This window comes from Pseudomonas sp. NFACC42-2, assembly GCF_900116055.1.
Classification (GTDB): domain Bacteria; phylum Pseudomonadota; class Gammaproteobacteria; order Pseudomonadales; family Pseudomonadaceae; genus Aquipseudomonas; species Aquipseudomonas marginalis.
This window is the reverse complement of sequence record NZ_FOZO01000001.1, coordinates 437,747-455,958: the sequence shown is the minus strand read 5'-3', so window position 1 is coordinate 455,958 and position 18,212 is coordinate 437,747. Positions and strand designations below refer to the sequence as shown.

Below are 18,212 nucleotides of genomic sequence, written 5' to 3'. Positions count from 1 at the left end.
CGGCACCTCATGCGACGGCTGCGAGGCTATTGCGGTAGCCCTGCAGGAACTGGTTGAGGTTTTCCGACAGGATTGCGTAGGCACGCTGGTTGTCGGTGGGCAGGGTGAGTAGGCAGCCGGCGTCGTCGTCGATTTCGACCACGGCGATATAGCCGCCGCGTGGGTTGCGCTGTATCTCTAGAGAGGGCTCCAGTTCGTCAGCGATCAGATGGTAAATACCGCGCCCACGCCGAATTGCCAGGCGTAGGGTCGCCTCTATATCACTGACAGTTTCGTGCTCATCTATGTCGGGCACGCCGGTAGGGCTGATGCCGTTTGCGATTCCCTCAATAAACTTTGCAACGCGCGTGGCGTTGTTTTTGCGGTGCTTATCGAGGGTGATTGATGTATTGCGCGTCCCGCAGATGCGCACCATTACCGTGATGCCGGCGGTGCACTGTTCGATCTCGACCTGAGCCGCGACGGATCGGCCGCCATCACACGAATGTAGGGTGTGATTGAACGTGCCGCTAAGGTTTACCTGGGCCTGCAGGCGTATATAGGCGCCTGCATTGAGAGACAGTCTGCTCATGCTGCGCGCCCTCCATCATCAGGATTGAAGGGCGCTGGCGTACGGCTGGTGGCAGCTTTGCGTTTGGTGAGGGCGAAGGTGCAGCCGTGGATTACGGCTAGGCGGCGCACCTCGAAAATGCGGCTGGGTGGGCACGATGGTAGTACGTGCAAGGTTGTGGTTTGCATGGGAAGTGCCTCGCTCTGTGGTAGGAGAGTGAGGCAAAATTAGCAACAGCTAATTTTTTACGCAATAGCAAATGCTAAATTTAGATGTCTATGTATTTGGACGCCTTCAAAATAGCTGCCACGTAATGGACCTTTTCGACGAGATGCTCATCCAAAAAGACTGGGGGATAGCCGTCGCTAATGCTATCGAATCTATATTGGCCGTCCCGAAAGTAAATAAACTCCTTCACCATAGCCCTGCCATCAGTTGTTTTTACCAGCACCTCATCGCCCGTCTGATAGCGATGATTTGGCTCAATAAGAACAAACTCCCCGCTTTTGATGCGTGGGTGCATGCTGCTCCCCACCATCTTTAGGCCATAGGCGTCGGGGTCGGAGCTGACTATGTCTATGTATCCATCACCATGACCGGGTGGATAGTCTAGGGCGTCAAAGTACCCATCGGACCCCAGCATGGCTTTACCTACTACGGGGACCGGGACAGCGCGGCGGTTTTTGGCAGACCACTCTCTTTCCTCGGCAACGCGTTGGGCGGTTTCGTTGATCGTCGCGTTGAAAAACGCGGGATGTGGAAGCGTTGGCGGTTTGAGGTCAAGTGCTAGCCATTTTGCCGTTATGTGGTCTTGGTCGGAAGCAGAGTAATTTCCTGATGTGAGTAGTTCTGCTGGAACGGCGAGCTTCTTTGCAAGGTTCATAGCGGCTCGATCCCCTAGGGTCCTATGGCCGTTAAGGATCTGCGAAAGGTAGGAAGCATCAACATCGGTATGTGCCCCGGCAAAGTCCTTCAGCTGGTTCTCGCCTATAAGGGCCTTGAGGATGGTTAAGCGTTTTTCGTAAATATTCATACTTAAATCATGTCTCTGCCGTTAGCAGATTGTAAATTACGTTCTGCTATTGCTAGGCGGATTAGCGTTTGCTAATCTCCAGGCTGTTTTGGAGATGAAAATGACTCTACTCGACTACATCAAGGGTTTGGAAACAGCGCAACTGGAAGAGTTTGCCGCATGCTGTGACACATCGGCGGGGCAGCTTAAGCAGATTGCTTATGGTAACCGGCGAGCCAATGCGGGCCTCGCGATTGCTATTGATCGGCAGACTAGGGGCTATGTGACTTGCGAAGTGTTACGCCCCGATATCGATTGGCAATATTTGCGTATGCAGGGGCATGCGACTGTTGTTGCAAATGTTACGGCTGACGCTGCTTAAGAAAAAAGGCGGCCTAAGGGCCGCCCAGTTCCTCCAGGCACACACCACCACAGTGATGCCTGGACGCGATAAAGATTGGCGGGCAAACCACATGCAAACCGCCTCCCTTTACCGCGCTGCCAAGGCACGGATGCCTTGGGTTGCCTGCTAACCCACCACGGTCTGCAGGCTGTAACGACAGGGCACATGCGGAGCGTGTGCCTTGCCATTGGGGTGCAGCCGGCTTTCCTACCACAGAGCAACCGGCTGCATGCGACCACCTGTAAGTGACCACGGCGTAACTGTACCAAACAGGCATGCGGCGGTCACTGGCAGAGTTTTTGGAGTTTTGCCATGAACCGAAAACAGTTCAATTCCATTGAGCGCGCACGGCGTTCGCTGTTGACTCTACCGCAAGCTTTGCTCCACGCCGCACGTGACTACCCGGGCGGAGCCACTGCCATTGCCGCTATCGACGGTGGCAACGCCACCACCCTCAATCATAAGCTGAGCCTGACCAATACCAGCCACACGCCTAACATTGGCGATCTTGAATTGGTGCTAGATGCCACGCGCGATCCTCGCATTGTAGATGCGTTGCTGCATCCCATCGGTTGGGTGGGAATCGACGTTTCTGAGTTGAGCGACACCGACACGGCGCAGTCGCTAATGGCAGGCATTGGCGAGTTGCTTTCTCGTGAGGGGGAGTTAGCCACGCATGTATCGACCTCATTGTCCGATGACAAATTGGACGATGACGAGCTGGCTGAGTTTGAACTGCTGGCCGAGCGCATGGTGCAGGCTGTGTTCAAGTTGCGCGCGGTACTCCGCAAGATGCATGCGGAGGATCTGACCTATGTCTGACAACGCAGATGTTGCTGATAACGTCATTGCTCTTAATCTTGCAGTGGCGATGGCCGCGCGACCTACTGCCAATCCAGGCCAATGTACGCTCGGGTGCGTGGACTGCGGGGATGTCATCCTAGAGGCTCGGCGATTGGCAATGCTTGATCGCGGCTGTACGCGCTGCACTGACTGCCAGGAGCTGGCAGACCGGCGTGGGGTACGGGCATGACCAATCACGAACTACTCGATGATGTGTTGGCCCAGTTGCAGGACTACGGGCTTAAACCAGAAACCCCATTGGTGATTGGTAAGCGAACGCGTTGCGAGTGCGACGGTGATAAGGCCCCGGAGAAAACGGGTTGGTATGTGATCTATGAGCATCTGACTGGTGACGGCAAAACACTGTATTGCGGCGCTTTTGGCGACTGGCGTCAGGGTGAAAAGGGCAGTTGGCAGAAGATCAAGCCAAAGGGCGGGCGGCTGAGCGCTGAAGATCGAGCGGTGATGCGCGCCAGGGCCGAGGAAGGCCAGCGCAAGGCCGCCCTGGCTGAGGACCGAAAGCACCGCACTGCCGCCCGGCGCGCTGCTGGTATGTGGAAGCACCTATCTGAAAAGGGCGGTTCGCGTTACTTGGATGCCAAGCGGGTAGTCGGCATCGGTCTGCGTTACAAGGCAAAGAGCGGTACGGCTTTCGTGCCGATGCGCAATGTGAAGGGCGATATTGTCGGGCTACAAGTGCTGTACCCGGAAAAGCAGGCTGCTACGGGCCGAAACAAAACCTACTGGCCGTACGGTTTGGCTAAAGAAGGCGCGTTCCATCTGATCGGCCCAGAGCCTGAGCCGGGCGATGTGATTTTGATCGCAGAGGGATACGCGACAGGCGCCAGCCTGCACATGGCGACCTCACTGACGGTGTGCATTTGCTTTGATGCCGGCAACTTGCTGCCGGTGGCACAAGCCATGCGCACAAAGTATCCCGGCCGGCAGTTGGTGTTTTGCGCAGATGATGATTGGAAGACTGTAGTGAATGGGCACCCGTATAACGCGGGGGTAATCAAGGCTGGCAATGCGTCGGTTGTGGTCGGTGGGCAGGTGGTTATGCCGGTATTCGACAACGACCGGGAAGACGGCTGGACGGATTTTAACGACTTGCACTGTGCTGAGGGCATGGACACGGTTCGCCGTCAGGTGTTGGCGGTGGTTCGACCCTCTACCGATGAGGGGTGGCGTGAGAAGCTGCAGTACTCTGAAAAAGGAGGATTGATCGTACACCCATTCAACGTGGCATTGATTCTGGGTAACGATAAACGCTGGGCCGGCGTAATCGCCTGGGATTCGTTCAGTTCGAAGACGCGCAAGCTGCGTACACCTCCGTATGGCGGTGGTAAGGGGGACTGGACCGATCTTGACGACATCAGGGTGGCGCTGTGGCTTGCTGATGTTTACGGGCTACGGGTGAAAACTGCCCACGTTGTTGAGGCTGTCAGTGCGGTGGCGAATGACAACTCCTACCACCCGGTGCGAGAGTATCTAGATAGCCTTGAGTGGGATGGCGTGCGACGCCTTGAGCGTTGGTTGCAGGATCGGTTGGGTGTTATGGATAGTTCGTACACCCGCAAGGTGGGCAAGCGATGGCTGATTTCTGCGGTGGCACGCGTGTGTCGACCTGGCTGCAAGGCTGACTCAATGTTGATTTTGGAAGGCTTGCAGGGCGAGGGGAAATCCACGGCTGCGCGGGTATTGGGCGGCGAGTGGTTCATGGATACGTCATTTGATCTGAGCAGCAAAGACGCCTATCAGGCGATCCGGGGCAAGTGGATTGTGGAGATGGCCGAGCTGGACTCACTGAACAAGGCAGAGTCAACCAAGGCCAAGCAATTCGTCTCATCGCCCATCGATACCTACCGCGAGAGCTATGGCCGGCGGATGCTGGATGTTCCCCGGCAGAGCGTTTTTATCGGCACGACCAACCAGGATGAGTACCTGAAGGACGATACGGGCAACCGCCGTTACTGGCCGGTAATGTGTACCAAAGTTGATCTTGAGGGACTGCGAGCCGACCGTGATCAACTCTGGGCCGAAGCGTTAGCCTGTTTTCGCGCAGGTGACATATGGTGGGTGGAGCGCGATGAGGCTGATGTGTTTGCAGCTGAGCAGGATCAGCGTTATCAGGCAGATATGTGGGAAGACCTGGTGGTCGGCTACCTAGCCGACAAGCATATTGGCGATACGGTGACAGGCGCTCACCTGCTTGAGCATGCGCTTAACATCGATCCAAGCCACTGGGGTAGACCCGAGCAAATGCGCATCGGCAAGATTATGCATCGGATGAATTGGCCCCGGCGGCGTAAGGGTAACTGTGTGCGTGGGGTGCGCAGCTATGAGTATGTGAAACCGCCGGAGTGGAAGCGAGGGTCGGCGGTGCCCAGACAGGAGACTGCATTTTGATCCCTGAAATGGATGAGATGTTGAAGCTGTGGGCGCTCGATATGCACGGTGGCGGCGGCCCTGACGGATCTGCCAGCAGCATGTTGGGTCAGTTGATCGATTGCCAGGGTGAATTGATTCGTGGCTCGCGCGGCGGTTCAAAGATGCTGCTGCCATGGAGTGCAGACATTGAGGTGATCGTAAACAAGCATCTGTCCTGGCATCTGGCCCAAGTGGTGCAGGAGCATTACCTGAACCGTGAAAGCGTGGAACGCCAGAAATGGGCGCACTGCGGGTGTGGTCGGACGCAGTTTTATGTGCGCTTGCATTCGGCACATCTGGAGATCGCAGGCATGCTGCTGGAGCGCGTAGCTTGATGGTGCGGCGCGTCCCTGTACGGCCTGCTAGTGTTTTGTCGGGTGGGTCATCTGCGCGCCGCGTGTTAATTGATGATGGCCCACCGTCCCACCTTTTTTGCATCTTTCCCGCATGTGACGCACACACCCACATACGCGCGCGCGTACGCGCAGCGTTTATTAATTCTCCCTTTACATGGAAAAAGTAATAAATAGTAGGACGGAGGGGCGCCGCTTTGATTCATCGGTGTTTCAGACGTCGCGCCTCTCTTGAAAACAGTGGGACAAGAGGGTCCATGCCTGCGGCGCTAGAGCCAGTAACGTTATATGTCCGTTGATTGCCGGTGTATTGCCGTTGATTACCGTTGATTGCAGGGTGGCAGCGCTGAGCTCTTGCTGCCACCGGACTGGAGGGGTATAAATCAGTCATATTCAAAGAGGTACGCAAACAGCGATCTCACCAAAAACCCGGCCTTTGCGCCGGGTTTTTTCATTTCTCCTCAGACGTACTACTTCGTACAGCCAATTTTTCTTTTGGAACTGAGAAATGGAACGAGATCAGAAGCTGTTGGTGAAAATCTTAGACGTCTGCATCAAGGACTCCGATGACTGGAAGCTCAATTTATCGGCGAAGGATATTCGCAGCAAATTCTCCAGCGCCGAGTGTGTCCATTGGTCCGGTGTAGTCGTGGATGGCCATATCGAGCTGCTTGTAGATTTGGGTTGTATCAATGTTGAAGGGGACGCTCCGGATATACGTATCCAGCGCGTCACCAATGCGGGATATAACTATCTCGACAGAAGTAGAAGGTTGAGTTCGCGTAGCAGTGAACTACCCATCCACTAGACAACAACGTTTTTGAGCCCTGCCTAGTGCAGGGCTTTTTCGTTTACGGAGTATGCCAATGACGAACGAACAGCAAGCGCTGGCAGAAATGCCGATCTGGTTAGTGATCGTCCTGGCCCTGGTGGGCGGTGTGTCGGGCGAGATGTGGCGAGCGGACAAGGAAGGGACGCGTGGTTGGGCATTGATCCGACGATTGGCCCTTCGGTCCGGCGCCTGCGTGGTGTGCGGGGTATCGGCGATCATGCTGCTGTATGCGGCAGGCATGTCGATCTGGACGTCCGGTGCGCTGGGATGCCTCACGGCGATGGCAGGGGCAGACGTAGCGATCGGGCTGTACGAGCGCTGGGCGGCCAAGCGCCTTGGTCTGCGTGAAGCGCAAGCCAACGGTGAAGCTGGGCCATAAGCATCCAGGGGCAATGACCATGATGCGACTTGAGATGCGTGACAACATCGACAAGATCGTTAGGGAGATGCGTGGGCTCAGCAAGTCGAAGGTGCCGATAGCCGCTGCCAAAGCGCTGACCTTCACCGCTGAACGCGTACAGGCGGCAGAGAAGGCCGAGCTGCAGCGGGTATTTGATCGGCCCACGCGCTGGACGCTCAATTCGGTCTTCAAGCGCAGTGCCACGACCAGCCGCCTGTTTGCCCGTGTGTGGATCAAGGACGAAGCAAGCTCAGGTGTGCCCGCGTCCAAGTACTTGCCGGTGCACATTGACGGTGGCAACCGACCACATAAGCGATTTGAGAAAGCGCTGATCCACTACGGCTTGATGCCAGCGGACATGTACGCTGTCCCTGGTCGGCGCGCCAGGATGGATGGCAACGGCAACATCAGTCGCGGCCAGATCGTCCAGATCTTGTCCGCACTCGGAGCAGCTGAGCGGGTGTCGGGCTTCATGGCCAACCGCACTAAGCGCAGCCGACGCCGCAACCGCAACGCACCGGACTATTTCGTGGGTCGGCCTGGCAACGGCGCCGGCCCTTTGGGTATCTGGCAGCGGATCGGCAACGGGGCACGGCCCATCTTGATCTTCGTCAAGCGCCCGACGTATCGGCGGCGCTTTGATTTCTACGGGGTAGCCAATCGCGTAGCGGAGGCCGAGTTCGAGCCGCTGTTCCGACGTGCACTGGCACGGGAGATGGAGCGAGGCTGACCTCTTGTAGGTTCGAAGCATTTTTTCTCAAAAAACGGTGATTTTTCAATGATTTGTCGGGATTTTTGCTTGACAGGTCGACCTGCGACCCAAAATCAATGGGTCCTTCCAGGCAGCGGGGCCATCGGGGTAATTCGAACCCCGAATTTTTTGCAGATTCAACCCGACATAGGGGGTTCCGCTTCCCTCCCAGCATCAGGAGCAGACCATGCCAACCCAACATGAAATCGCCGAGCACCTGGACATGAGCGAGCGTAATGCCCGCGACGTGCTCAAGGGCCTGACTCTGGATTGGCAAACGGCAAGCATGGACGAGATCCGAACGGCCTATATCCGCGATTTACGCGCGAAAGCCGCTGGGCGCGGGGGCAGCCAACTTGAGGAACTCAACAGAGCGCGGATTGATGACCTGCAGCAGAAGTCAGCCAACGGGCGGTTGGTGTATTACGAAAAACTGCGCTCATTGATTCCCTCCGGAGAGGCAGAGCGTGCGCTGTCTGACTGGGCCAGTTTCGCAAACCGGGAATACCTGGGCGGCCTTGAACGCATCATTCAGGAAATCGAGAACGTGCAGAAACTCACGGTTGATCGAACAGTGGTGGCCAAAGTTGCTGGACCTACGACCGAGCGAATTGCAGGCTACGCGCGAAAACTTGGCGCGGAGCTTGTCGGCAGCAGCGGGGAAATTCAACCCGCCGCGTGACATCCCGACCGCGCACTACCTGAGCACCGAGTTTTACCTGCCCGCTGAAAGCGGCGTGCTGCATGGCCTGTACGATTTCCAATACACGCCTTACTTCCTCGGCGTTGCCGCCGCTCTGGACGATCCACGGGTGAGCGAGGTCGACCTGATGAAAGCGGCGCAGATCGGCTGGACGTGGTTCTTGATCGGCTACCTGTTCAAGTTCATCCATAACCTGCCGCGCCCGATCATGATCCTGTTCGCCAAGGAAAAGGACGGCAAAAACTTTCATGACGAAAAGCTCAAGTTCGGTGTGACGGCGAACACTGAGGTGGCCAAGCTGATGCCGGTCGACGTCAGCCGCACCTCGGGCAACCGTTGGGACCATAAGACCTTCCCGGGCGGCTTCCTCAAACTGGTGGCGTCGAACTCTCCCGGCAATGTTAAGTCCACGTCGTCGGTGGGCTTGTCGGTGGTGGAGGAACCGGACGACACCAGCGACGACGTGAAGGGGCAGGGTGATGCGATCGCCCTGCTGGAGGAGCGCGGCAAGCGCTACCCCGGCTCCAAGATGCTGGTGGGTGGTACGCCGGCGATCAAGGGCGCGAGCAAGACCGAAGCGCGCCTGGCCCAGACCGATTGCCGGGTGTTGCCGATCATCTGCCACGCGTGCGGCCAGTCGCATGTGTTGGACTTTGCCCATATCAAGTGGCTCGACATTGAAGAGGACGCCCAGCCACACGAGATCTACGGCCGTGCGGATCCAGAGACCGCCGGCTACGGTTGTCCGCACTGTGGCGAGATTTGGGACGACTACCAGCGCAAAGAGAACATCCGCAATACGGTGTTCAACGCGATCGATGCTGGAGACCCTTATTGCGGTTGGGTGCCCACCAAACCCTTTGCCGGTCGTGCCGGTTTCATTGAGCTGAACGAGCTGTACGCGTGCCTGCCCGGTACCAGCCTGGCCGACATCGTGCGGGAGAAACTTAACGCCGAACACCAGGCGTCGATTGGCAATCTGTCGTTGCTGATCAAGTTCGTGAACCAGAAACAGGGCCGTGCCTACGAGTACAAATCCGACCTGCCTGAGGCCAATAAACTGGCTGAGCGAGCGGAGGACTACCCGGAAATGTTTGTGCCCATGGGGGGCCTGGTGATCACCGCCGGTGTCGACGTGCAGCACGATCGCCTAGCGGTAGTGATGCGGGCCTGGGGCCGAGGCGAGGAATCCTGGCTGATCTACTGGGGAGAAATCTACGGCGAGGTGGTGTTGCCTGACCAGGGCGTCTGGCTGGATCTGGAAAAGTTGCTGTTTGCGCCGATTTCACACGCCTGCGGCGCCAAGCTGAGAGTGTTAGCGGTTTCGCTGGATACCTCGGACGGCACCATCACCCAGGACGCGGCGTATGCGTTTTGCCGTAAGCATCAGCGCAACGGCGTGATGGCGATCAAGGGTGCGAGCGAGCGTGGCAATACACGTGACGATGAGCGTCGGGAGATCTTCAGCGCACCTCGGCAGGGTGTGGATACGGACAAAGAGCAAAAGGCCTCGAAGTACGGCCTGCGCCCTTACATTGTCGGTACCTCGCGGGCCAAGGATCTGTGGATTGAGGGCCGTTTGCCCTTGACCGGTGATGGGCCTGGTCGGATGCACTTTTACAAAACGGTGCGCCCGGATTATTTCCGGCAGATCACCGCCGAAGTGAAGGCGCCCAGCCGGCGACACCACTACCGCAAGGTTTGGCAGAAAAAGGCCGGCCAGCCGAACGAAGGTACCGACTGCGAGACGTATGCGTTGCACGCGGCCCGCTCCCTGAAAACGCATTTGATGCGCGAGCATGACTGGGCAGGGCTTGATGCACAGATCCGTCAGGGTGCGTTGTTTGACCCACCTGAGCCGGATCAATGCGAGGTAGAACCCGCTCCCGAAACGGACGGGACCAGTCAGGAACCTACACCACCCGTCGAACCACCCAATCTCCCGCCCTCTGGCGGGAGAGTTGTTTCTGGGCGCCGTAGTGCAATGCGCGTGCTCTCCCAACGCAGGAATTAATTCATGGCTATCACCCTGGAACAAGCGCAGGGCCAACTGCAAGCCTGGCTCGATGCGAGCATGAAGGTCAGCCAAAAGCAGAGCTATCGTATCGGCACCCGGCAATTGGAATACGCCGACCTTGCCGAAATCACCAAGACGATCGACTACTGGCAACAGCAAGTTGATCGGCTGGAGAGCGGTCGCCCTCGGGGGATCGTCCTACGTGGGATTACGCCGCGATGAGCCGCGCACCGAAAGTGCCAGAGCCGACGCTGCTGGATAAGGCCATCACCTGGCTCAGCCCCGAGCGCGGCGCCAAGCGCATGCATGCCCGGTTGACCATGACCGCTTTGGGTGGTTACAGCGGCGCGTCGAAGGCCAAGCGTTCGCTGAGCGCCTGGACCCCTACGGCAGGCAGTGCGGCAGCAGACCTGCTACCCGACTTGCCCACGCTTCGCGAACGCTGCCGAGATCTTGAACGGAACAATCCCATCGGTGGTGGTGCGATCAACACGGTGACGACGAAGACGGTCGGCACCGGCCTGGCGCTCAAGTCGGTGGTCAATCGCTCGATTTTGGGCTGGGACGAAGACCAGGCCAGGGAGTGGCAGCGCAAAACGGAATCGCTGTTCAAGTCGTGGGCGGAAACCACCAGCTGCGACATCACTCGCGAACAGAATTTCTATGGCCTGCAGGATCTGACCTGGCGGTCGGTGTTGAGCAGTGGTGACGTCTTCACGTTGCTGGCGCACAAAGAACAACCCGGCCAGCATTACTCGGCGTGCATCCAGCTGATTGAGGCCGACCGGGTTTGTAACCCTAGCAACAAGGCCGACACGGAAGCGCTCACCGCTGGCATTGAGCGTGACACCGATGGTGCACCGATCAAGGCTCATATTTTGCGCAGTCACCCGGGGGCGCTGGGCGTCAAAGAGCGCGTCTGGGATGAGCGCCCGTTCTTCAACGAGCGCGGCGGTCGCGTTCTGCTGCATGTGTACCGGCGTCGTCGGGTGGGCCAGCCACGCGGTGTGCCGTACTTGGCGCCGGTAATCGAGAAGCTCAAACAGTTGGATCGCTACACCGATGCCGAGCTGGAAGCGGCGGTGGTGTCTGCGTTCTTCGCCGTGTTCATCAAGCCGGGACAGTCCGGCAATCTGAGCCCTCTGGCATCGGCCGTTACCGGCAACACCCCGGTGGGTGGCGATAAACCCGCCGGGCGCGACCAGGGCGGTTGGGACGGCTCACTCAGTGGCGGCATTGTCGCCGAGCTGGACGACGGTGCGTCGATCGATACCGCATCACCCGGTCGCCCGAACATGGCGTTCGATCCGTTCGTGCTCGCTATGCTCCGGCAGATCGGCATGGCCCTGGAGCTGCCCTATGAGGTGCTGATTAAGCACTTTACCGCCAGTTACACCGCCGCGCGTGCTGCTGTGATGGAGGCTTGGCAGTTCGTTCGCGGTTGCCGTGACTTCCTGGGCCAACATTTCTGCCAGCCCGTGTACGAGCATTGGCTTGAAGAGGCCGTGGCACAGGGAGACATCGAGGCTCCCGGGTTTTTCGACCATCCGTTGCTGCGCTATGCGTACAGCGGGTCGCTATGGGTGGGTGATGGTCCCGGCACCGTTGATCCGCTCAAAGACATCAATGCTGCCGAAAAGCGCATCGATATTGGCGTCAGCACTCTCGCCAAGGAATCCATGCTTTACGACGGCAGCGACTGGGAAGAGAACCACGAACAGCGTGCGCTTGAAGTGAAGCGTAGGCGCGATGACGGCCTATCCGTGTCACCAACGGCTCGCCCCGAGGATGAGCCTGCGGCCAATCCTGATCTTCCTGAACGGACCTAACTATGAGCGACAACCCAACCGATGCACCTCCCGTGCACCGGGTGACGGCGTTCGACCTGGTATCGCGCGAGCCCTGGGCCATTACCCCGGACATGCTGCAGACCATCACCGCCATCGCCCGCCGGGAGCATGAAGGCCCGGAAGCCTTGGAGGCCAGGCAGGGCAAACCCTTGCAGAACAGTCGCGCGGTGACCCAGCGCGGCAATGTGGCATTGCTGCCCGTCACCGGCCCGGTGTTCCGCTACGCCAACTTGTTTACGGCGCTGTCCGGAGCGACGTCGCTGGATGTGCTGGCCAAGGAGTTCACCACCGCCGTCGACGATCCGCGCACCGACACCATCATCCTGGTGATGGACACCCCCGGTGGTATTGCCAGTGGCATCGCTGAATTCGGCCAGATGATCCGCGCCTCACCCAAGCGGGTGGTTGCGTATGTGTCCGGTAACGCGGCCAGCGCTGGCTACTGGATAGCTGCAGCAGCCCATGAAATCGTCATAAGCCGCACCGGCGCCGTGGGCTCCATCGGCACGGTGCTGACGGTGCGTAAAAGCGACGACGACGGCAGTTTTGAGATCGTCAGCAGCCAGAGCCCGAAAAAACGCCCTGACTTCAGCACTGAATCAGGACGTGCTGTGGCCCAGGCTCATGTCGACCGGCTGACTGACATCTTTGTCGAGGACGTCGCCAATTACCGTGGCCTCAGTGTTGAAACCGTTTTGGCCGACTTCGGCCAGGGCGATATGCGGATTGGCTCCGATGCCGTGGCATTGGGCATGGCCGACCGTGAATCCACCCTTGAACAACTCATCGCTGAGTTCAACAGCAGTTCTTCTGGAGAAAGACCTATGTCCACTACTACCAACAGTAACGCACCCGCTCCAACTGCAGAAAAACCCATTATCAACCGCGAATACCTGGCGGCGAATCATGCCGAGCTGCTGGCCAGCCTGGAACATGACGCACACGCCGCTGGTGTCGCTGCCGGTGCCCGCGCTGAGTGCGAGCGCATCCAGGCGGTGGAAGCCGCCGCACTGCCCGGACACGAAGAGCTGATTGCCACGCTCAAGTTCGACGGCAAAACCACCGGCGCCGAAGCAGCGGCGCAGGTTATCGGCGCCGAAAAAACCAAACGCGCCGGTGCTCTGGCCGACATTCGTGCCCAGGCGCCTGCGCCGGTGCCCAATGCGCTGACGCCACCTGCAGCCCCTGAGGCTGTGAAGGAGGATCCAGAGGCGCCGCTGGAGGAGCGTGCCAAGGCGACTTGGGACAGCGACAAGGAGCTGCGCGCCGAGTTTGGCACCTTCGAGGCCTATCACGGCTACCGCAAGGCCACCGAGCGAGGTCTGGTCAAGGTCCTGAAAAAGTAAACACCGGGTAATTCCGCACCATCTTTAAGCAACTAAATTTCTTGGCTTTGGAGAATCCTATGCCTCTCACTCTCGATACCCCCCGCGCTTATGAGATCGGGGAAATTAACGATTTGTCCGTTGCGGCCGGCGTGCAGATTTTCGAAGGCTCGGCGGTTGGCATTGTTGCGGCCAACGGACTCGCACGTCCCCTGGCGGCAGGTGACCTGTTCGTGGGCTTCGCCGATCGCGGTGTCGACAATCGAATCGGTGCCGCTGCTGCAGCGCGCGTGCGTCTTCGCGAACTGGGCAAAGTTGAACTGCCCGTCACTGCGCTGGCGATCACCGACATCGGCAAACCGGTGTATGCCAGCGACAGCGGCACGTTTCTGCTCACCGCCGCCGGTAACAGCCTGATCGGGCATGTTCACCGTTTCGTGCGCACCGGCGTCGGCATCGTCAAGTTCACCGCCCAGGCCATCCCCATAGCGGCCTGACGCATCACTCAACCCGTTTTTTCAAACTTTTCTCTGACCGTATCCTTCTTCAGGAGAATCACCCATGGGTGCTGAAGTACTTTCCAGCCGTGCCATCATCGGCATGTTTTACGAACTGCTCGAGCAGAATGTGGGGTCGAACTGGATCGACGCCGTGTCCAACCTGTTTGACTCCGACCAGGCCAAAGAAACCTATCCGTGGATCGGCATGGTGCCGACCTTGCGTGAGTGGATTGGTGGTCGCCACGCCAAGGGTTTTATCAGCGCTGATCTCGAAATCGAAAACCTGCATTTTGAGGCCACCCTCGAAGTGCTGGTCACCGAGCTGCGCCGCGATAAAACCGGACAGTTGCGCATCCGCCTGGGCGAGCTGGCCGACCGCACCAACGCGCACTGGGCGCGACTGCTGTCGGTGCTGCTGCTCAACGGTGAAAGCCAGACCTGTTATGACGGCCAGTACTTCTTCGATACCGACCACGAAGAAGGCCAGAGCGGCGTGCAGTCCAACAAGATCACAACCAGTCTTGCCAGTTTGACGGCGGGGACTTCCGGTACCCCAACCCGGCCGAGTGTCGAAGAGTTTCAGCAGGCCGTCGCCAAATCCATCACCCAACTGACCAGCCTGAAGGATGATCAGGGCGAACCCATCAACGAGCTGGCCCGCGAGTTCCTGGTGATGGTGCCGTTCAACCTGCTGAGCGTTGCGCAGACGGCGCTCAGCGTGCCGCGTGGCACCAACATCAATGAGATTGTCATGCCGGACAACGTGGTGGTTCGCGTGGTGGGCAACGTGCGCCTCAACGCCTGGCAGGACAAGTTCGTGACCTTCCGCACGGACGGTCGTTTGAAAGCGTTCATCCGGCAACAGGAAACCGACGTGGCCATGAAAGCCAAGGCCGAGGGCTCGGAGTACGAGTTCGACAACGATGCTCATCAGTACGGCGTCGACACCTGGCGCAACGTGGGTTTTGGGCGCTGGCAGTACGCCGTTCTTAACCAACTGGTGGCCTAAGCCTTTCGGCCTGACACCTCACTGAGGGCATTGATATGCCGAAATACCGCGTGGAACAGACGATCACCCTTTATGGGGGGGAACTGATCCTGAATGCGGCCCAGGCCAGTGCGCGTGCGCATAACCTGGAGCCGGTCGAAAACAAGAAGGGTCGCTACACCATCGTGTCGCCCGTTCAGTTCAAAGCCGGGGAAGTGATTGTGATCCCCGGCGAGCCGGACAAGGCGTTGGGGCAGCGGTTGACGAAACTGGACAAGGTCGCAGGAGAGCGTAATGCCGAATAAATCCTACACGGTGCTATCCGGCTCGTTTCGCGGGCCAGATGACAAACTGACCGGGGCAGGGGGCGTGATCGAGTTGCCTGATGACGTGGCCCAACGCTTTCGCCACCAGTTGGAAGTGCTGGCGGTCGAGCCTGTGCCGGCACCTTCCGCTGCAGCTGAGGGCGGACGCAAGCCCGTCAAGGTGAGCCCTGATGCTTGACGAAGATCTCAGGGGCTTCCTTGAGGACTTCGACGTTGGTGGGATGGTAGATGGTCAGCCGTTTCTGGCCGCGCGGGATATGCCTGACGAAATCCACGGCATGGGCGGCACCAACAGCCAGTCGACCGGCTACGAGATCCTGGTCATCACCGCCGAGGCCGAGCGCCTGGGCATCGACAATCCCAAACTGATCACCGTCGGCGGCGTGAATTTCCGCGTCCGTGACCGCCGGATGATCGATGACGGCGCCTTTAGCCTAGCCTCCCTCACCAAGGTTTAACCCTCATGCCCTCGATTCAAGAACGCATCGTCGCAAAGGCGCAGGCGCTGATTCTGGGCGCCGGTACGTTGGCGGCAGACCGGGTGTATCGGAGTCGCACTGAGGCGATCAGACGGGACATGACGCCGGCGATCGTGCTGCGTCCTGACCTAGAAACCTGTGAGCGCGAAAGCGCTGCATTGGATCGCAACCAGTTCGAGCTGACGGTGGAAATCATCGCCCGGGAGGACACGGTCACAGGTGCTGCCTGGGATCAGGTGGCTGACTTGGTCAAGGTGGCCGTACATGCGGTCTTGATGGCAGAGGACGCCTTTGAAGAGGCGAATCGGGTGCAGCGCTTCTATATCGACTGGATCGAGGACGAAGGCGACAACACCGCCGGCAACTGCATGGTGCGTTACCGCTTCACCTACCTGTGCAATACCGGCGACCTGACGGCCGGACCTACCTTTTACTGAGGAACACATTATGCAAATCGCATTCGGCAGCGGGTTGTTTTACGCGACTCCGCTGATGGACGCCTATGGCAATGCCATTTCCGCACCGACCCCCATCCTGTTGGGCATCATGCAAGAAGCATCGGTGGACCTGTCGTTTGATTCCAAGGAATTGTTCGGCAGCGAGCAGTTTGCGGTCGACGCGGCACGGGGCCAGGGCAAGCTGACGGGCAAGGCCAAGTCCGCCCAGATCAGCCTGCTGCAGTGGAATCAACTGGTGTTCGGGCAGACCCTGACCACTGGACAGGTCTTAGTTCATCACTCCACGGAGCCCACAGTGGTGCCGGCAGGGGCCACCATCACCGTGGAACCTCCAGCGGGCGGGACGCTCTCAGGCGATCTTGGGGTACGGGGCTCCGGTGCAATACCTTATGTACGTGTACTGAGCGCGCCGACAGTTGGGCAGTACACCTTTGATGCCGCCACGGGGGAATATGCATTTGCCGCTGCAGACGTGGCCAAGTCGGTGTTCATTGATTACCGCTACACCGTTACGACAGGTAAAAGCCTGTCGGTGAAAAACCTGCCCATGGGTGACATGCCGGTATTTCAGGGCGAGCTCGTCCTGAAATACAAGGGCAAGACTGTGTACGTGCGCGTGCCGAACTTTGTCAGCAACAAGCTGGGGATCGCCACCAAACAGGACGACTACACCATTCCGGACTTTGAATTCACCGGCTACGCGGATGAGTTCGGCGAGGTGTGCTACTGGAGTGCCAACGAATGACGGTCGTGAATGTCCCCGGCGTTTCGTTCCCGTTTCCAGGGAAAACTCTCGTCATCCCACCCCTTGCGCTGGGGGATCTGGAGCAACTGCTGGAGCGGATCAACGCGGTGATGGCCGGCAACATGGACCGGGACAGTATCGCAACGGTGATCGATGCCACGCACGCGGCATTGCGTCGGAACTATCCCGACATCGAGCGGGCAGAAGTGGCAGCGCTGCTGGATCTTCGCAACATGCGTGAAGCGTTGGATGCTGTTATGAGTGCCTCGGGCTTGGAGGTCACCGAGTCGGCGCCGGGGGAAGGACCGGCCCCTTCGACTGGGGCCAACTCTACGCTCACTTGATTGCGTGTACCGGGCAGAGTCCGGCCATGTTGCGACGAGACTGGGACATGGTCATGGTGGGCCATATGACCGACTACTGGCGCACTCACCCACCGGTACATGTCTTAGTCGCGGGGTATATGGGTTACAAGCCGCCTCAGGACGTCACTGATGCCCCAGATCTGGCGCGCGACTTGGCAACGATTGCCACAGACCTAAGGGATGATTTGCCAGATCATTTGCGCAGTGGTCTGGATGCATTCCTCGGAAAGGCTTAGGCAAGGATCGCCGATCCTCTGGACGCCAAGCCACTCGAACGTAGTTTGCTGGAGACTGCAGACCAAGTCTTTCAATCTTGGAGCACATTTTTCAATAAAACAAAATAGCTTACATGAGCTATTGTCTTTTAATTTTTCGTAATTTAGCTTTAACGCTACTTTTTCAATGAGGAGAGTTTGCCAAGTAAGTGAGTGTGTTAGGACGCGGCTAAACAATCTGCGCGGTGCGTGCGTTAATCAAATTTTGATAACTGGACTTATCTATTATGCTAGACACTAAGATTATGCAAATGGTACTGACTGGCTCTCTGGTCTCTCTGTTAGCTGGTTGCGGCAGCATTGCATCCTCGATGGCAAAGGATAGTGATTTGCAAGAAAAAGCTGGTGTGGCTTTGAATACTTCACCAGACCGAATAAAAATCTTGGATCGCAGCACATCGCTTGACTCGGTTAAGTTTAGAGTGCAAAGCAGCAAGGGTATTTATAATTGCTATTACACTTCGGTCTATGGCGCTCTTGATTCTGATACTCTGTGTTCAGGTCCAGTTGATGGCGCGACAGCTGAGGACTCGAAGACAACGTCCACCAACTGTAATGCCTTGACCAAAGCCGCCGGACGTTGCAAGTGATTTCAATATCTCGCGTT

23 protein-coding genes are annotated in these 18,212 nt (G+C 58.1%); 21 read left to right on the top strand and 2 right to left on the bottom strand.

Translation table 11 applies throughout. The features are described from left to right. Nucleotides 1–7: 7 nt before the first annotated feature. Together BM416_RS02025 and BM416_RS02020 are read right to left on the bottom strand one after the other, a co-directional pair. Nucleotides 8–571 (bottom strand): hypothetical protein, encoded by a 564-nt coding sequence (locus BM416_RS02025; RefSeq protein WP_092484781.1) that lies wholly within the window; start codon nucleotides 569–571, stop codon nucleotides 8–10. A 247-nt stretch (nucleotides 572–818) separates the two neighbouring features. Further along, a complete protein-coding gene (locus BM416_RS02020) occupies nucleotides 819–1,583 on the bottom strand; it encodes an XRE family transcriptional regulator (RefSeq protein ID WP_256577414.1) in 765 nt (254 codons plus the stop codon). Nucleotides 1,584–1,683: 100 nt separating this feature from the next. Between BM416_RS02020 and BM416_RS02015 the strand changes: the two genes are divergently transcribed. The 21 genes from BM416_RS02015 (at nucleotide 1,684) to BM416_RS01910 (ending at nucleotide 18,195) form a co-directional block, all read left to right on the top strand. Further along, nucleotides 1,684–1,944 carry a transcriptional regulator gene (locus tag BM416_RS02015; RefSeq protein WP_092484778.1) on the top strand — a complete coding sequence of 87 codons (261 nt, stop codon included), beginning with the start codon at nucleotides 1,684–1,686 and terminating at the stop codon, nucleotides 1,942–1,944. Nucleotides 1,945–2,277: 333 nt separating this feature from the next. Further along, the gene (locus tag BM416_RS02010) at nucleotides 2,278–2,787 is read left to right on the top strand and encodes a phage regulatory CII family protein (protein WP_074844100.1); all 510 of its coding nucleotides are present in this window, start codon (nucleotides 2,278–2,280) and stop codon (nucleotides 2,785–2,787) included. Between the two features lie 207 nt (nucleotides 2,788–2,994). Then, nucleotides 2,995–5,217, top strand: coding sequence for a VapE domain-containing protein (locus tag BM416_RS02005; RefSeq protein ID WP_092484775.1), 2,223 nt, complete (start codon nucleotides 2,995–2,997; stop codon nucleotides 5,215–5,217). Then, nucleotides 5,214–5,573 carry a PA0613 family protein gene (locus BM416_RS02000; protein WP_256577413.1) on the top strand — a complete coding sequence of 120 codons (360 nt, stop codon included), beginning with the start codon at nucleotides 5,214–5,216 and terminating at the stop codon, nucleotides 5,571–5,573. The genes BM416_RS02005 and BM416_RS02000 overlap by 4 nt, the downstream gene beginning before the upstream one ends. A gap of 526 nt (nucleotides 5,574–6,099) precedes the next feature. Beyond that, nucleotides 6,100–6,399, top strand: coding sequence for a hypothetical protein (locus BM416_RS01995; RefSeq protein WP_092484772.1), 300 nt, complete (start codon nucleotides 6,100–6,102; stop codon nucleotides 6,397–6,399). A gap of 58 nt (nucleotides 6,400–6,457) precedes the next feature. Further along, complete coding sequence (locus tag BM416_RS01990) at nucleotides 6,458–6,802, top strand: phage holin family protein (RefSeq protein WP_065927355.1); 345 nt, start codon at nucleotides 6,458–6,460, stop codon at nucleotides 6,800–6,802. Between the two features lie 19 nt (nucleotides 6,803–6,821). Further along, nucleotides 6,822–7,553: a hypothetical protein gene (locus tag BM416_RS01985; protein ID WP_139237727.1), complete on the top strand. Its 732-nt coding sequence runs from the start codon at nucleotides 6,822–6,824 to the stop codon at nucleotides 7,551–7,553. Between the two features lie 208 nt (nucleotides 7,554–7,761). Continuing rightward, nucleotides 7,762–8,256, top strand: a complete 495-nt coding sequence (locus BM416_RS01980) for a hypothetical protein (protein WP_092484766.1) — start codon at nucleotides 7,762–7,764, stop codon at nucleotides 8,254–8,256. Continuing rightward, nucleotides 8,219–10,291 (top strand): phage terminase large subunit family protein, encoded by a 2,073-nt coding sequence (locus tag BM416_RS01975; RefSeq protein ID WP_218190212.1) that lies wholly within the window; start codon nucleotides 8,219–8,221, stop codon nucleotides 10,289–10,291. The genes BM416_RS01980 and BM416_RS01975 overlap by 38 nt, the downstream gene beginning before the upstream one ends. Nucleotides 10,292–10,294: 3 nt before the next feature. Next, nucleotides 10,295–10,516: a DUF6148 family protein gene (locus BM416_RS01970; protein ID WP_065899722.1), complete on the top strand. Its 222-nt coding sequence runs from the start codon at nucleotides 10,295–10,297 to the stop codon at nucleotides 10,514–10,516. Beyond that, nucleotides 10,513–12,123, top strand: a complete 1,611-nt coding sequence (locus BM416_RS01965) for a phage portal protein (RefSeq protein ID WP_092484764.1) — start codon at nucleotides 10,513–10,515, stop codon at nucleotides 12,121–12,123. The genes BM416_RS01970 and BM416_RS01965 overlap by 4 nt, the downstream gene beginning before the upstream one ends. Nucleotides 12,124–12,125: 2 nt before the next feature. Next, entirely contained in the window at nucleotides 12,126–13,490 is a 1,365-nt protein-coding gene (locus BM416_RS01960) for a S49 family peptidase (RefSeq protein WP_092484761.1), read from the top strand. Between the two features lie 59 nt (nucleotides 13,491–13,549). Beyond that, a complete protein-coding gene (locus BM416_RS01955) occupies nucleotides 13,550–13,966 on the top strand; it encodes a hypothetical protein (RefSeq protein ID WP_092484758.1) in 417 nt (138 codons plus the stop codon). Between the two features lie 64 nt (nucleotides 13,967–14,030). Next, complete coding sequence (locus BM416_RS01950) at nucleotides 14,031–14,978, top strand: Mu-like prophage major head subunit gpT family protein (protein ID WP_074844120.1); 948 nt, start codon at nucleotides 14,031–14,033, stop codon at nucleotides 14,976–14,978. A gap of 35 nt (nucleotides 14,979–15,013) precedes the next feature. Beyond that, nucleotides 15,014–15,262: a hypothetical protein gene (locus BM416_RS01945; protein WP_092484756.1), complete on the top strand. Its 249-nt coding sequence runs from the start codon at nucleotides 15,014–15,016 to the stop codon at nucleotides 15,260–15,262. After that, nucleotides 15,252–15,461 (top strand): hypothetical protein, encoded by a 210-nt coding sequence (locus BM416_RS01940; RefSeq protein WP_092484753.1) that lies wholly within the window; start codon nucleotides 15,252–15,254, stop codon nucleotides 15,459–15,461. The genes BM416_RS01945 and BM416_RS01940 overlap by 11 nt, the downstream gene beginning before the upstream one ends. After that, nucleotides 15,454–15,741, top strand: coding sequence for a hypothetical protein (locus BM416_RS01935; protein ID WP_092484750.1), 288 nt, complete (start codon nucleotides 15,454–15,456; stop codon nucleotides 15,739–15,741). The genes BM416_RS01940 and BM416_RS01935 overlap by 8 nt, the downstream gene beginning before the upstream one ends. Nucleotides 15,742–15,746: 5 nt before the next feature. Further along, nucleotides 15,747–16,199, top strand: a complete 453-nt coding sequence (locus tag BM416_RS01930; RefSeq protein ID WP_092484747.1) for a hypothetical protein — start codon at nucleotides 15,747–15,749, stop codon at nucleotides 16,197–16,199. A 10-nt stretch (nucleotides 16,200–16,209) separates the two neighbouring features. Beyond that, nucleotides 16,210–16,965 (top strand): hypothetical protein, encoded by a 756-nt coding sequence (locus BM416_RS01925; protein ID WP_092484744.1) that lies wholly within the window; start codon nucleotides 16,210–16,212, stop codon nucleotides 16,963–16,965. Next, nucleotides 16,962–17,309, top strand: coding sequence for a hypothetical protein (locus tag BM416_RS01920; protein WP_092484741.1), 348 nt, complete (start codon nucleotides 16,962–16,964; stop codon nucleotides 17,307–17,309). Before BM416_RS01925 ends, BM416_RS01920 begins: the two co-directional genes overlap by 4 nt. A 523-nt stretch (nucleotides 17,310–17,832) precedes the next feature. Next, nucleotides 17,833–18,195 carry a hypothetical protein gene (locus BM416_RS01910; protein WP_092484735.1) on the top strand — a complete coding sequence of 121 codons (363 nt, stop codon included), beginning with the start codon at nucleotides 17,833–17,835 and terminating at the stop codon, nucleotides 18,193–18,195. Nucleotides 18,196–18,212 lie beyond the last annotated feature (17 nt).

Excerpts from the sequence above, each read along its gene's own strand:
- BM416_RS01950 (WP_074844120.1), top strand. The coding sequence starts at position 14,031 with ATGGGTGCTGAAGTACTTTCCAGCCGTGCCATCATCGGCATGTTTTAC.
- BM416_RS01995 (WP_092484772.1), top strand. The coding sequence starts at position 6,100 with ATGGAACGAGATCAGAAGCTGTTGGTGAAAATCTTAGACGTCTGCATC.
- BM416_RS01925 (WP_092484744.1), top strand. The coding sequence starts at position 16,210 with ATGCAAATCGCATTCGGCAGCGGGTTGTTTTACGCGACTCCGCTGATG.
- BM416_RS01980 (WP_092484766.1), top strand. The coding sequence starts at position 7,762 with ATGCCAACCCAACATGAAATCGCCGAGCACCTGGACATGAGCGAGCGT.
- BM416_RS01960 (WP_092484761.1), top strand. The coding sequence starts at position 12,126 with ATGAGCGACAACCCAACCGATGCACCTCCCGTGCACCGGGTGACGGCG.
- BM416_RS01910 (WP_092484735.1), top strand. The coding sequence starts at position 17,833 with ATGCTAGACACTAAGATTATGCAAATGGTACTGACTGGCTCTCTGGTC.
- BM416_RS02005 (WP_092484775.1), top strand. The coding sequence starts at position 2,995 with ATGACCAATCACGAACTACTCGATGATGTGTTGGCCCAGTTGCAGGAC.
- BM416_RS02015 (WP_092484778.1), top strand. The coding sequence starts at position 1,684 with ATGACTCTACTCGACTACATCAAGGGTTTGGAAACAGCGCAACTGGAA.
- BM416_RS01945 (WP_092484756.1), top strand. The coding sequence starts at position 15,014 with ATGCCGAAATACCGCGTGGAACAGACGATCACCCTTTATGGGGGGGAA.
- BM416_RS01970 (WP_065899722.1), top strand. The coding sequence starts at position 10,295 with ATGGCTATCACCCTGGAACAAGCGCAGGGCCAACTGCAAGCCTGGCTC.
- BM416_RS02020 (WP_256577414.1), bottom strand. The coding sequence starts at position 1,583 with ATGAATATTTACGAAAAACGCTTAACCATCCTCAAGGCCCTTATAGGC.
- BM416_RS02025 (WP_092484781.1), bottom strand. The coding sequence starts at position 571 with ATGAGCAGACTGTCTCTCAATGCAGGCGCCTATATACGCCTGCAGGCC.
- BM416_RS02010 (WP_074844100.1), top strand. The coding sequence starts at position 2,278 with ATGAACCGAAAACAGTTCAATTCCATTGAGCGCGCACGGCGTTCGCTG.
- BM416_RS01940 (WP_092484753.1), top strand. The coding sequence starts at position 15,252 with ATGCCGAATAAATCCTACACGGTGCTATCCGGCTCGTTTCGCGGGCCA.
- BM416_RS01965 (WP_092484764.1), top strand. The coding sequence starts at position 10,513 with ATGAGCCGCGCACCGAAAGTGCCAGAGCCGACGCTGCTGGATAAGGCC.
- BM416_RS01990 (WP_065927355.1), top strand. The coding sequence starts at position 6,458 with ATGACGAACGAACAGCAAGCGCTGGCAGAAATGCCGATCTGGTTAGTG.
- BM416_RS01930 (WP_092484747.1), top strand. The coding sequence starts at position 15,747 with ATGCCCTCGATTCAAGAACGCATCGTCGCAAAGGCGCAGGCGCTGATT.
- BM416_RS01920 (WP_092484741.1), top strand. The coding sequence starts at position 16,962 with ATGACGGTCGTGAATGTCCCCGGCGTTTCGTTCCCGTTTCCAGGGAAA.
- BM416_RS01985 (WP_139237727.1), top strand. The coding sequence starts at position 6,822 with ATGATGCGACTTGAGATGCGTGACAACATCGACAAGATCGTTAGGGAG.
- BM416_RS01935 (WP_092484750.1), top strand. The coding sequence starts at position 15,454 with ATGCTTGACGAAGATCTCAGGGGCTTCCTTGAGGACTTCGACGTTGGT.
- BM416_RS01955 (WP_092484758.1), top strand. The coding sequence starts at position 13,550 with ATGCCTCTCACTCTCGATACCCCCCGCGCTTATGAGATCGGGGAAATT.